Below are 13,074 nucleotides of genomic sequence, written 5' to 3' on the forward strand. Positions count from 1 at the left end.
CTCATTTTTAAGCTATTGATCTATTAATCTTCGTTTTGGCCATTTCTTCGTCTAGTCATCAATTACGGAGTGGTTTGCCTTTAACAAGCATATGCTGCATCCTTGCTTGGGATTTCGAAGTCGAAATCAGTTTCAGGAATGCCTGTTTTTCTAGGTTCAAGATGTACTGTTCATCTACTTCCGTGCCAAATGGGAGTTTTCCCCCCGCCAGCACATATGCAAGCTCTTTGGCTATGACAAGGTCATGTTCTGATAAGAAACCTGAAAGGCGCATGGATTCCGCCCCTAATAGAAGTGCGGCATATCCCGTTTCACCTACGACAGGGATTTTTGTGCGGGCCGGAGCGATATAGCCTTGTTCATGCATGGAAATTACCGCTTGTTTCGCATCATATAGCTGATGATCTGCATTCACGCTTATTCCATCCGCTGAATTAAGGAAATTGTTCCCTCTCGCTTCCTCGGCGGAGGTCGAAACTTTTGCCATGGCGACCGTTTCAAATACTTGGTTGGCCACTTTCTGTAAGTCGAAGTCGACGCCCTTCGGCATATTCCTCAACGTCTTCACATAAAGTTCTTTAGTCCCGCCGCCGCCTGGAATCAAACCTACACCAGCTTCCACTAGTCCCATATACGTTTCTGTCGTTGCCTGGATGCGCGCTGCCGGAAGAGATACTTCAGCTCCCCCGCCAAGTGTCATATTAAACGGTGCAACCACTACAGGAACAGCACTGTACTTGATTTTAAGCATCGCCTTTTGGAATTGGCTGATGACCATATCGAGTTCAAAAATGTTGTCATCCTGTGCTTCCATCAGCATCATTGCAATATTAGCGCCTACACAGAAGTTCTTTCCTTGGTTTCCGATGACCAAGCCTTTAAAATTCGCTTCCGCTTCGTCGACCGCCGCATTGATCATTTGTATGATATCCAGACCGATTGCATTATTCGGTGAAGTGAATTCAAGAAGAGCCACTCCATCGCCGATATCCATCAAGCTTGCACCACTGTTTTTCTTGATTACGCCTTTTTGTTTCTTTATCGCTTTAAGATTTATCACTTTAGGATTTGCAACAAGTTCCTTATATTCACCATTATCATAATAGTGAACTATGCCATTTTCTTCTTTATAGAAGGAAGTGATGCCTTTAGCGAGCATATCCTTCACCCATTGCGGAACGGTGATGCCTTCCGCCTCCATTCGGGCTACCGATTTTTCTACCCCTATCGCATCCCATGTTTCAAATGGTCCTGTTGACCATCCGAAGCCCCATTTCATCGCTTGATCGATCGCCACAATGTCATCCGCGATGTCCCCAAGCAGCTGGGCAGAATACACAAGCGCCGGATTCAGGACATTCCAAAGTAATTGGCCGGTACGGTCTTCGCTATAAACAAGCGCTTTCATTTTATTTTCAAAGCCCTTGGCCTGTTTAGCCATTTCAATGGAAGGCGTTTTTAATCTTTTTCGTGCATCATATTCAAGGGTATCGGGATTCAGTTCAAGGATTTCCTTTCCTTTTTTCAAGAAAAATCCTTGGCCTGACTTGCTTCCAAGCCACCCATTCTTAAGCATTTCATTCATGAAATCAGGTATTTTGAAAACTTCTTTTTCTTCTCCATCCACCTGTTCATATACGTTTCTGGCAACATGTGCAAAGGTATCCAATCCAACTACATCAAGTGTCCGGAAAGTCGCACTAGTTGCCCTTCCAATCAACGGACCTGTAACCGAATCGACCTCACCAACACTGTATCCGCCTTTTTGCATTTCCCGCAGAGTGACCAATAAACCATAAGTTCCAATTCGGTTTGCGATAAAGTTAGGGGTATCCTTGGCTTCGACTACACCTTTTCCCAGTACATCTTCGCCGAATCGTTTCATGTATTCGAGCACTTCTGGTGAAGTTGCTTTAGTTGGAATAAGCTCCAACAACTTAAGATAACGCGGCGGATTGAAGAAGTGGGTTCCCAGGAAGTGCTTTTGAAAGTCCTCCGAACGGCCTTCTGCCATTGCTTCAATTGATATTCCGGAGGTATTCGATGAAACGATGCTTCCTGGTTTACGATGCTGATCAACCTGGGCGAACACACTTTGCTTAACCTCAAGCTTCTCAACGACCACTTCGATGATCCAATCGACATCCTTTAAACGACTTATATCATCTTCCAGGTTTCCTGCCTCGATCAACGCAATGTTTCCCTTAGCCGAAAGCGGAGCTGGTTTCTGTTTTAAAAGTTTCGTAATCGCTGTTTGGCTGATGCGGTTACGCACTTGTTTATTATCTAATGTCAGTCCCTTTTTCTTTTCATCCTCAGTTAGTTCACGAGGTACAATATCCAATAATAAAGTCGGAATGCCGATGTTAGCAAGGTGTGCAGCAATCCCTGATCCCATAACTCCTGACCCTAGAACAGCAGCCTTTCGTATTTGTCGAACCAAGTTCATATCCCCCTTACACAATTTATTGAATGAATGCTCATTCATTTTTAATTCAAAAAAATTTTGAATATTTTTTCTTATTACTAATATAGAATATATTTGGAAATTCCGCAATGATTAAACAGGAAAAAAATATTTTTTTCTCCGAGTTCCTTCGGTTATTTCTCCTCCGTTCAGTAAAAAATAACCGGAGTGGAGGTGACTTATATAATGAAGCGTAAAGATAATCCTTCTAAAGCAGCCGTAAGCGCAGCAAGCGTTAAAGGCAATGCCGGCCCTGGCGCTGAACGTCAACACGGAATCAATAAAGTGAACAGCCAGAACAATCAGTTCAAAAGATAATCCTTCTTAATTTGAGCAGCCGTCCCTTTTCCGGGGCGGCTCTCGCTTCCTATTTCTTGAATAGGCCTTTTAAAACGAAAGCAATATTGGCCGGTCTCTCTGCAAGGCGGCGCATGAAGTATCCATACCAATCCGTACCATAAGGAACATACACCCTTACCTTATATCCTTCTTTAGCAAGTTCGAGCTGCTTTTCATTGCGGATGCCATATAACATTTGGAATTCAAATCGATCACGGGGAATTCCCTGATCTTTGACCAAGTCCCTCGTATAATCAATGATTTTGTCATCATGTGTGGCAACGGCTGTGTAATTGCCATTTTGCATATGCTTCTTGATGATTTTCTTGAAATTCTCATCCACATCTTTTTTCTCGGGAAAAGCCACTTCCCTTGGTTCTTTATAAGCCCCTTTAACAAGCCTTAGATTCGGATGGTATGCATCCAGCTCCTCAATATCCTTCTCAGTCCGATACAGATAAGCTTGGATGACAGTCCCCAATTCATTATATTCAGACTTTAGGTTTTTGAATACATCCAAAGTCGGCTGACAGCGCGGAAAATCTTCCATATCAAGCGTCACGAAAACCTGATGGGCTTTAGCTTCATCCAAGATCCTCCGCATGTTATTCATTACGACTCGTTCGGACACATCCAAGCCCATCGAGGTCAGCTTCAGGGATAACTGTGAATCGAGTTCATTTCTGCCAATCATGCGGATTGCTTCAATGCACTCATCTGCCATCTTCCCTGCTTCTTGTTCATCTTCAATGAATTCACCTAAATAATCAATAGTGACGGCAAGCCCTTTCCGGTTAAGATCTGCAATCACTTCACATGCCATATCCAAGGATTCTCCTGCCACGAAACGAGATGCCCCAAACCGCAGCCCGTATTTTTTCGCTGCCTTTGTCATGCCCTTGTTCTTTGATAAAAAAAGGAATAGATTTTTCAATATTCTTTCCACTGCATTCCCCTCCAAATCATTTTGGAAAATAGATGCACAAGATTATTTTACCATTTAATGCACTTTTCAGATATTTAGAATCAAGAATAAAAAAAATCCAGAAGGGAAAATTAAGCTCGTTTAAAGAACACTTAAGGAGGTAGCAATGATGGAACAGCAAAATTCGTTTAACAGCCAACAGCAGTCCACCGGCTTTATGAAACAGCCGCCGGAAATGGTTACGGTGAAAGATAGCTTATACTTAACCGATATGCTTGCATGGAATCTGAATGCAATTAAAAAAGCACATTTTTTTGCCACACAATGCAAGGATCCGCAAATCATTGATGCTTTAAATCGGTGCGGACTCATGCATCAACGTCATTACGATACCATATTGAAACATTTGAACCCCGACCAAAATCAGGGTCAACAACAATACCAGTAAAGGAGGGTTCTTGATGCCCAATGAAAACAAAGTCCAAAATCCAGAATCTCCCGTGGCAAAGACACCGCAAATGAATGACAGGGATTTTATAAATGATATGCTTTCAACTGAAAAGTACTTTTGCAACTCCCTTTCCGTTGCCCTGCATGAAATGAGTAACCAAGCCTTATTCCAAGACATTTTCTCCGTTGCCAAAGAAAATCAAGAGATGCAGCGCGAACTCTATAACCTTATGTTCGAAAAAGGCTGGTATAGTTTAGAAAAGGCGCAAGCTACCAGCTTAAGCCAATCGTATCAACAATTTTCCGGTTATAAAAATCAATTTCCAACTGGAACGAACATTCAATAAGCAAACATTCAGGGGAGATTCTGCTCCTTTTGTTTTTTTTGCTACAAATAAAGCCGGCCCATCGGGGGCCGGCTTTATATTTAGATATCCGTTGAAAACATATACTTCTTATAGTGATACCGAATGCTGAATATTAAGCCCATGGCCATCATGTTCCCCATTAGCGAGCTTCCTCCATAACTGACAAATGGAAGCGGAATCCCCGTTATTGGTAAAAGGCCTACAGTCATGCCGATATTTTGAAAAACGTGAAACGTCAACATGCTTATAACGCCAACACAGATATATGTATAGAAGTTATTTTTCGTGTCCATTCCCGTTTTTGTTATATGGTAAATCAATAGGAAAAACAAGGAAATAATGATACTTGATCCGATGAAGCCGAATTCTTCACCGATGATGCTGAAAATGAAATCCGAATGACTCTCAGGCAAATACACTTCCCTCGAGCCGATTCCCTTGCCTGTGGTCTGGCCGGAGCCGATGGCCAGTAAAGATTTGGTTAAGTGATATCCTTCGGAGCTGGCATAATTATATGGATCCAGCCAAGAATAGATACGGCCGAATTGATAGGATTTTACCCCTAGGTATTTTTCCAGGATTTCCGGCTTCCAAAGTACAAAGTACAGGACCGCTGAAGCGACGACAATTCCTCCCGAAACGATTGGCAGCAGGATCTTCCACGTTACCCCTGAGATGAAAATCATTCCGAGCATGATGGACATGATGACAAGCGAGGTGCCTAAATCCGGCTGTTGCATGATTAACAATAAGGGGGCACCGGTCACAAGACCGATTTTAATAAGCAGCCAGATATCCGTTTGAATCGTTTTCAGCGTGTTTTTGAGATGATGGTTTGAGATGACATTCGCTAAAGCCAGGATGAGGAAAACCTTCATGAATTCCGATGGCTGAATCGAACCGATTCCCGGAATGATGAACCAACTTTTCGCACCATTCCGGACAGGAACGATGCTTTCCGGCATAATGATCAGCAAAAAAAGCAAAAACAATCCGAAGCCATAGGCGTACCAAGATATTTTTTTCAACTGATCAGAATCCAAGGTGATGAAACCTAATACGATTCCGATTCCAACTATATACCAAAAAATTTGTTTAATTAAGAAGTTTTCAGCGTACTGTCCAGTCGTTTGGGCACTATAGATTGCTAAGCAACTTCCAACGCATAATAACAGCAATATTGTGACCAAAGAAAAATCTATTCGTGATGAAAATTTATTTTGTTCTTCCATACTTAACTCTCCCTTAAAAAGGCTCCTGCGATATATCTATAAATACACTTATTCATTATACTTTAAACAAATAAAATCACAACTATATAGAAGAATAGTTTACAGGCTTCATGGAGTTATTTCCATGAAGCCTGTATGCAGAGAGAGCTATGCATGTGATTCCTTTGATTTTCTCCGTTTCAGCAATAAGCTGACCAATCCATGGTTTGGGGAAAAGAGAAAGGCCATTCCGAATAATATGGCGGCCGACCCCACCATGCAGCCTGAAATCGAGGCATCCAAAATGGTGGCAGAATAGTAGCCGATGACGGAACTTAGCACCCCTACCCCGATACTGACCAATATCATGCTGCTTAAACGGTCTGACAGCAGGTATGCTGTTGCCGCAGGTATGATGAGCATTCCAACTACTAAAATGGAACCTACACTATCAAAAGAAGCTACAGTTGTCAGTGAGATGAGGCTCATCAATAAGTAATGGAAGAACAGTACAGGAATACCCATTGCTGCAGCAAGTGACGGATCAAAAGACACGAGTTTAAACTGTTTGAAGAAAAGGAAGATCAGTACGAGATTCAGGATGAAACAACTGCCGACTATCCAAACAGCTTTTGGTCCAGCCTCGATTCCCGCGATTGTCATCGTATTCCAGGGAGTATAGGCTATTTCGCCATATAGGACATGTTCCAGGTCAAAATCTATTTGTTGCGTATACAGGCTCACGAGTACGATCCCCGTTGCAAAAAGGGAAGTGAATACAATCCCGATCGCTGCGTCGGATTGAACGCCCGACGATTGGAAAAGCTGGATCAAGAATACGGTAAGCAATCCGAGCGCAGCAGCCCCTATCAGCATTGGAACGGAATCACGGGTTCCGGTTATTAAAAATGCCAATACGATTCCCGGCAAAACGGAATGACTGATTGCATCTCCAATCAACGTCATTTTCCTGACTATCAAAAAACACCCTAATACACTGCAAGAACCCGCCACTAATGCTCCGACTAAGATAATCCAAAAATCATTCATGATGTGTGGCTCCCTTTCCTTCTATCCTGTTCGAGAGAATATTTCTTTTTCGTCGAAACCCTTCTCCATACAGATGAAAGCACTCCGCGTTTAGGTGCAAAAAGCATGGAAAAGAAAAACCATACCGTCGCGGATAAGACAATTAACGGTCCTGTTGGCAAATCATTGACCGATGTACTGATCAACGTACCAGACACACCGCTCAACATTCCGAATATACCAGACAGGATGACCATGATATGCAGGCGCTCCGTCCAATATCTCGCGGATACCGCAGGCGTTATCAGTAAAGATGCCATCAATACGACGCCTACAGCCTGGATACCGATCACTACAGCTGCCACTATCAGCATCATGATGAAATAATCCAGAAAAACAACTGGTAATCCCATCCCCTTAGCAAACCCAGGGTCAAAGGAAAGTAATTTGAATTCTTTAAAAAATACGGTACAAGTGAATATGAGAATAAAAGAAACCGTCATCATCATATACACATCGGACATGACCATTGACGCCGTCTGCCCGAATAAAAACGTATCCAATCCACTCTGGTTTCCATACTCGCTCTGCTGGATCTGCGTAAGCATGACAATTCCGAAGCCAAAGAAGGAAGATAAGACGATTCCCAATGCCGCATCCTGCTTGATCTTACTGTATCTCGTAAGCACACTGATCAAGAAGACAGCCACTAAGCCAGCCAGTGCGGCACCTATTAGAAAGTAGGAAGTGGATTTCACTCCAGTTAACATAAAGGCCACACAGATACCGGGTAATGCTGCATGTGCGAGCGTGTCACCAAGCAAAGACTGCTTTCTGAGGTAGGCAAAGCTGCCGATGACCCCGCTGCTTAATCCGAGAAACATCGTGCCAAGCAATATCCACCTTGTATTTGGATCAGTAATAATATCCAGTATGTTCATCGTGTACACCTCATTTTAATAAAAGGCCGGATTTTGTGTCTGATAGTATCGCTAGGCGGCCTCCATATGTTTCCTGTAAGTATTCGGGAATGAACACTTCCTCTGTCGGACCTATTTTCATCACCTTTTTATTCAATAACATCGTCCAGTCGAAATATTCCTTCACGGTGGATAGATCATGGTGCACAACCAGGACGGTTTTGCCTTTTTCCTTCAATTCCATAAGCAATTGTATGATTGCTTTCTCCGTTGCGGCATCCACCCCTACGAACGGTTCATCCATAAAATAAATATCCGCTTCCTGTGCCAATGCGCGGGCCAGGAATATCCGTTGCTGCTGCCCGCCTGATAGCTGGCTGATCTGGCGGTTAGCATATTCAGCCATCCCCACCTTTTCCAGGCACTCCATCCCCTTCTGCCTTTCGGACTTCCCTGGCCGCTTCAGCCATCCGAGATGACCATATCTGCCCATCATCACGACATCGAGTGCGTTGGTCGGAAAATCCCAATCCACTGACTCCCGCTGTGGTACATAACCGATACTCTTCCTCATCGATTTATAAGTAGATCCTTTTATTGTGATTTGCCCCGATATTTTTGGAATCAATTCGAGTATTCCCTTTATCAAAGTGGACTTCCCTGCTCCATTGGGGCCTATGATACCAATTAAATTTCCTTCCGGCACCTCAAACGAGACATCTTCGACAACCGGCTTCTTATGATAAGCAATCGTTAAATTTTCGACCTTCAAAGCTGCTTGATTCATAGTTTCTCCCCCTTATTTCAATGCACGGACGATGGTGTCTGTATTATGACGGACCATTCCGATATACGTTCCTTCTTCCGTCCCTTTTTCACCCATTGCATCCGAGAACAATTCCCCGCCGATTTCCACTTTGTGACCCTGCTTACCTGCCCCTTGAATGACAGCCTCGATAGCCTTCCTTGGTACGCTTGACTCAATGAAAATCGCTTTTATTTTGTTCTCCACAAGATAATTACGCATATCCGTCACATCTTTTGATCCATATTCCGATAAAGTATTGATCCCTTGGAGCCCTCTTACATCCAGGCCATATGACTGCCCGTAGTATCCAAAAGCATCATGTGCTGTAACGAGAACCCGTTGATCTTCCGGTACTTTATTAATTTCCTCTTGAACATATTTATCAAGTTCCTCCAATTGCAGGACGTACTCCTCATAATTTTCACGATACTCTGCTTCATGTTCCCGATCATTGGCAATCAATTCTTTCTTAACTGCCTCCGCCGCAACGATCCAAAGCTTTACATCAAACCATACGTGGGGATCATGGTCCGTTGCACTCACTTTACGAAGCTGGTTCTCCTTAAAGTCCTCCGTTACGGCAATCGTCGGTTTATCCTTACTCATCATTTCAAATATATCCGTCATTTTCCCTTCAAGATGCAATCCGTTATAAAAAATCATATCAGCCGAATCCAGTGTCTTAACATCACCCTGTGTCGCTTTATATAGATGGGGGTCGACTCCCGGTCCCATTAAACTGGTGACCTCGACATGTTTACCGCCGATATTCTCAACCAAATCCCCAATCATTCCCGTTGTTGTAACGACATTTAGCTTGCCATTGCCTTTATCCCTATCGGCTGTATCATTACCGCACCCCGTTAAAATCAGCAATGCAGCAAGCACACCCCCAATAGATTTTAGAAAACCCATCCATATTCCCTCCTCTTTTTCATTTCCCTAAAAATGTTTGCCGAACGCAAAATTAAGTGTAAATTTTTTTACATTGTCGTAAATGCTAAAAAGTTTCCTCTACACAACTTATTTTATACTATACACAAATATACAAAAAAAGTGCAACTATTTTTTAAACATTTCAAAAAGGCGAATGACTTTTACACACAATAAAAACTGTCAGGAATCTCACTAGGGAGCTCCCTGACAGCCAGTCATTCCGTACATGAAACGTAACGATGAAGTTATATTTATATTGTGGAGTTTTAATGGTGAATATAAAATAGGGGAGCTATTTCTGGACGACATGAAATTCACGAGTAAACGTGGTTTCCTCGCGTAATACCGCGGAATTCTTGACTGGCATTGCCACTCATTTTTCCTGTTTCAATGAAATTGCCAAGTACGCAAATCCCAATTCGATTCCGCAAAGCACAACCAGGGTGATTAAAGTTTGGAACATCATGATTTCCTCCTCCTCTAAGACTTAAACAAATCTTAAAGGATGAAACCAATACCAGAACAAGACCTTATTTGAAGAAATCTTCAGCAGTCCCACACTGTTCCCTTGCCCTGAAATGGGTTTCATACTGTACAATAAAAAAAAAGAAAAAACGGTGATACCATGACAAATATTAAAGAAATAGCTCAATGTGCTGGTGTATCTGTCTCAACAGTGTCTCGTGTATTGAATGATCATCCATATGTAAGCCCCGATAAAAGAAAGAGCGTCTTAGAAGCGATCAATCGTTTGAATTATACGAGAAACATCAACGCCATTCATCTTTCAAAAGGCAAGACCAATCTTATCGGCATCATCATCCCCTTCAACAATCACCCATATTACGGGGCAATCGTTAACGGAATCACTAAACAGGCAAATGCAATCGGCTGTCATATCGTCATCTTTCAAACAAATTATGATAGAGAGAAAGAAATCCAGGCTTTTAATATGCTGCAAATGAAGCAGCTCGATGGCATTATCGTTTGTTCAAGGATTTCAGAAATGAAAATCCTCTTGGAATATCAAAAATACGGACCGATTATTTTATGTGAAGATACAGCTCAGGCTGAATTCTCATCCATCAGCATTGATCATTATGCAGCTTTCTCCTGTGCCCTTGAGTACGTGATCGCTAAAGGATATAAGAAAATCGGATACAGCCTCGGCCGTAAAAAAAGCAGAAATAGTTCCCACCGCACAAAAGCCTTTAACGATATCATGAGTAAACATCAACTTATAAACAATAAAGAATGGCTGTTTGAAGGCAGTTATCACATCAAAGACGGTGAACAATTGTTTCAGGAATGGAATTCGATGATGGATAAACCTGAAGCCATCATCATCACGAATGATGACACGGCGGCAGGATTCATTCTTACCGCTAAGAAATCGGGTATAAGGGTACCGGAAGATGTGGCCATTCTCGGCTTCAATAATGATAGCCTTGGCGAAATGCTCGACATCACGACCATTTCCTTACCGCTGGAATGGATTGGGAAAATGGCAGTGGACCTATTTGAGAATCCTGGAGAGGTCAAACATGTAAAACTGGACTACGCCCTAATAAAAAGGAAAACCGTTTAGTTATCAGGATGCTTTATTTTAGTATATCGTCACTTGAATTCTTCCTTACTGCCATCATTCAACTAGGAAAAAATAACCACATAAAATAATCATTGCGATATCCCAGAAGTTATTTTATAATTTTGATATAGTAAAGTTTACTCAATTACTAGCAATCTATTAACGATTGCATGAATTTCATGAGTACAATCGTCCGACGTCACCTATTAAACTGACGCAAACGATTTTAGAAAATTGAATACTTCCTCATTTACCGATGAGTTAGAGGCTGCAGCTTATAAAAGTAAAACGGACGAGATTCTGGAAAATTAAAGACTCCGTTTGAAAGGATAAGTTGCCGAAGTTAGGGTATATTCCATGTATATTCTTGCTGGCGGTGTAACCGAACAGGAACACCACTGTCACGTTTTTTCAAAAAAGCGTGGGGAGCTATCTTCGGAAGGATAAACGGGTTTATTATAAACAGCCGTCGATCTTTTTCGACTGCTGTTTTTTTATTTTTCGTTCCCTTCCAATAAAAAGGAGTGTAACATCAATTGTCAAATTCACAATCACCATCAAGCCCTACTGAACTGAAAAGGAGCCTGAAAGCGCGTCATTTAATGATGATTTCATTAGGTGGAACGATTGGAACAGGTTTATTTTTAGCTAGTGGCGGGGCCATTCATTCAGCCGGACCCGGCGGTGCCTTGGTGGCATACGCAATCATCGGCATCATGGTTTATTACTTAATGACAAGTCTTGCAGAAATGGCAGCGTTCATGCCAGTGGCCGGTTCGTTCCGTGTCTATGCATCCAAATTCGTCGATCCGTCTTTCGGTTTTGCGATTGGTTGGAACTACTGGTATAACTGGGCAATCACCATTGCTGCCGAATTGGCAGCCGTTGTCTTAATTATGAAGTTCTGGTTCCCGGATAGCCCTTCAATTATCTGGAGTGCCATTGCGTTAATCATTATGTTTCTTATCAATTACATGTCAGTTAAAGGTTTCGGGGAAACAGAATTCTGGTTTGCCATGATCAAGGTCGTGACAGTCGTCATATTCTTGATCACGGGTGTTCTGATCATTCTCGGAATCATGGGTGGCAAAGACCCAATCGGTTTTTCCAATTTCACAATGGGCGAAGGTCCCTTTAACGGAGGATTCTTCACGATTCTAGGCGTATTCATGGCTGCCGGCTTTTCATTCCAAGGTACGGAATTGCTTGGAGTGACTGCAGGTGAAAGTGAGGATCCAGAAAAAAATATCCCAAAAGCGATCAGATCCGTTTTCTGGCGTATCATCTTATTCTATATCTTAGCCATTTTTGTAATTGGCATGATCATTCCGTTTACCGATTCACGTTTATTGAGTGAAGATGTTGCCGTAAGTCCATTTACGCTTGTATTTGAAAGGGCCGGCCTTGCATTTGCTGCATCCATCATGAACGCGATTATTTTATCATCCGTACTCTCAGCCGGTAACTCTGGCATGTACGCTTCAACCCGTATGCTATGGGACTTGGCACGTGATGGTAAAGCACCGAAATTCCTAGGCAAGTTAGATAAAAGAGGAGTACCCGTGAATGCCCTTATCGTGACTTCTTTAGTTGGCTGCGTTGCATTCTTAGCTTCGTTTTTCGGTGATGGCGTCGTTTATATCTGGTTATTGAACGCTTCAGGCATGGCGGGATTCGTCACCTGGGTAGGGATTGCGATTGCCCATTATCGGTTCCGCAAAGCCTACGCAGCTCAAGGCCTTGATATGAATGCTTTACCATTCCGGGCAAAAGGCTTCCCATTCGGGCCTATATTCGCACTTGTCCTTTGTATTATCATTATTATCGGACAAGGCTATCAAGCTTTCAGCAGCGATGGGATCGACTGGAATTCAATGTTCGTTTCCTACATTGGCTTGATTCTATTTTTCGTCTTATGGTTCGGCTATAAAATTAAGCACAAAACGAAAATCATTCCCCTAGAGGAATGTGACCTTAAATCAAAATAATACGCAAAGGACCTGTTCTTCCTAATCGAAGAAGAACAGGTCCTT

The 13,074-nt window shown here is 42.5% G+C and carries 12 protein-coding genes and 1 riboswitch; of the genes, 5 read left to right on the plus strand and 7 right to left on the minus strand.

Translation table 11 applies throughout. The annotated features are described in order from the left end of the window. Positions 1–58 precede the first annotated feature (58 nt). A complete protein-coding gene (locus ACWF5P_RS04625; protein WP_434168056.1) occupies positions 59–2,443 on the minus strand; it encodes a 3-hydroxyacyl-CoA dehydrogenase NAD-binding domain-containing protein in 2,385 nt (794 codons plus the stop codon). Between the two features lie 207 nt (positions 2,444–2,650). On the opposite strand from ACWF5P_RS04625, the gene ACWF5P_RS04630 reads away from it, so the two are divergent. After that, on the plus strand, positions 2,651–2,785 hold the full coding sequence (locus ACWF5P_RS04630) for a YuzL family protein (RefSeq protein ID WP_072273724.1): 135 nt from the start codon (positions 2,651–2,653) through the stop codon (positions 2,783–2,785). 49 nt (positions 2,786–2,834) lie between these two features. Here ACWF5P_RS04630 and ACWF5P_RS04635 read toward each other — a convergent pair whose 3' ends face one another. Next, positions 2,835–3,701, minus strand: a complete 867-nt coding sequence (locus ACWF5P_RS04635) for a proline dehydrogenase family protein (protein ID WP_402944053.1) — start codon at positions 3,699–3,701, stop codon at positions 2,835–2,837. 199 nt (positions 3,702–3,900) lie between these two features. On the opposite strand from ACWF5P_RS04635, the gene ACWF5P_RS04640 reads away from it, so the two are divergent. Then, positions 3,901–4,179 (plus strand): hypothetical protein, encoded by a 279-nt coding sequence (locus tag ACWF5P_RS04640; protein WP_101223664.1) that lies wholly within the window; start codon positions 3,901–3,903, stop codon positions 4,177–4,179. 13 nt (positions 4,180–4,192) lie between these two features. Continuing rightward, on the plus strand, positions 4,193–4,528 hold the full coding sequence (locus ACWF5P_RS04645) for a spore coat protein (protein ID WP_101223665.1): 336 nt from the start codon (positions 4,193–4,195) through the stop codon (positions 4,526–4,528). An 80-nt stretch (positions 4,529–4,608) separates the two neighbouring features. Here ACWF5P_RS04645 and ACWF5P_RS04650 read toward each other — a convergent pair whose 3' ends face one another. The 5 genes from ACWF5P_RS04650 to ACWF5P_RS04670 all read right to left on the minus strand — a co-directional run bounded on the left by ACWF5P_RS04650 (position 4,609) and on the right by ACWF5P_RS04670 (position 9,432). Next, a complete protein-coding gene (locus ACWF5P_RS04650) occupies positions 4,609–5,781 on the minus strand; it encodes an FtsW/RodA/SpoVE family cell cycle protein (protein ID WP_101223666.1) in 1,173 nt (390 codons plus the stop codon). Between the two features lie 147 nt (positions 5,782–5,928). Beyond that, the gene (locus tag ACWF5P_RS04655) at positions 5,929–6,810 is read right to left on the minus strand and encodes a metal ABC transporter permease (RefSeq protein WP_101223667.1); all 882 of its coding nucleotides are present in this window, start codon (positions 6,808–6,810) and stop codon (positions 5,929–5,931) included. Next, positions 6,807–7,730: a metal ABC transporter permease gene (locus tag ACWF5P_RS04660; protein WP_101223668.1), complete on the minus strand. Its 924-nt coding sequence runs from the start codon at positions 7,728–7,730 to the stop codon at positions 6,807–6,809. The genes ACWF5P_RS04655 and ACWF5P_RS04660 overlap by 4 nt, the downstream gene beginning before the upstream one ends. Before the next feature lie 10 nt (positions 7,731–7,740). Continuing rightward, positions 7,741–8,496 carry a metal ABC transporter ATP-binding protein gene (locus ACWF5P_RS04665; protein WP_101223669.1) on the minus strand — a complete coding sequence of 252 codons (756 nt, stop codon included), beginning with the start codon at positions 8,494–8,496 and terminating at the stop codon, positions 7,741–7,743. 12 nt (positions 8,497–8,508) lie between these two features. Beyond that, complete coding sequence (locus ACWF5P_RS04670) at positions 8,509–9,432, minus strand: metal ABC transporter solute-binding protein, Zn/Mn family (RefSeq protein ID WP_101223670.1); 924 nt, start codon at positions 9,430–9,432, stop codon at positions 8,509–8,511. Positions 9,433–10,078: 646 nt separating this feature from the next. Here ACWF5P_RS04670 and ACWF5P_RS04675 point away from each other — a divergent pair. Then, a complete protein-coding gene (locus ACWF5P_RS04675) occupies positions 10,079–11,041 on the plus strand; it encodes a LacI family DNA-binding transcriptional regulator (RefSeq protein ID WP_101223671.1) in 963 nt (320 codons plus the stop codon). A 254-nt stretch (positions 11,042–11,295) separates the two neighbouring features. Beyond that, a riboswitch (Lysine riboswitch) is annotated at positions 11,296–11,481 on the plus strand. Between the two features lie 96 nt (positions 11,482–11,577). Next, the gene (locus ACWF5P_RS04680) at positions 11,578–13,029 is read left to right on the plus strand and encodes an amino acid permease (RefSeq protein ID WP_230176186.1); all 1,452 of its coding nucleotides are present in this window, start codon (positions 11,578–11,580) and stop codon (positions 13,027–13,029) included. The last annotated feature ends 45 nt before the right edge of the window (positions 13,030–13,074 follow it).

The sequence above is a fragment of the Peribacillus sp. NPDC055009 genome, assembly GCF_053608705.1.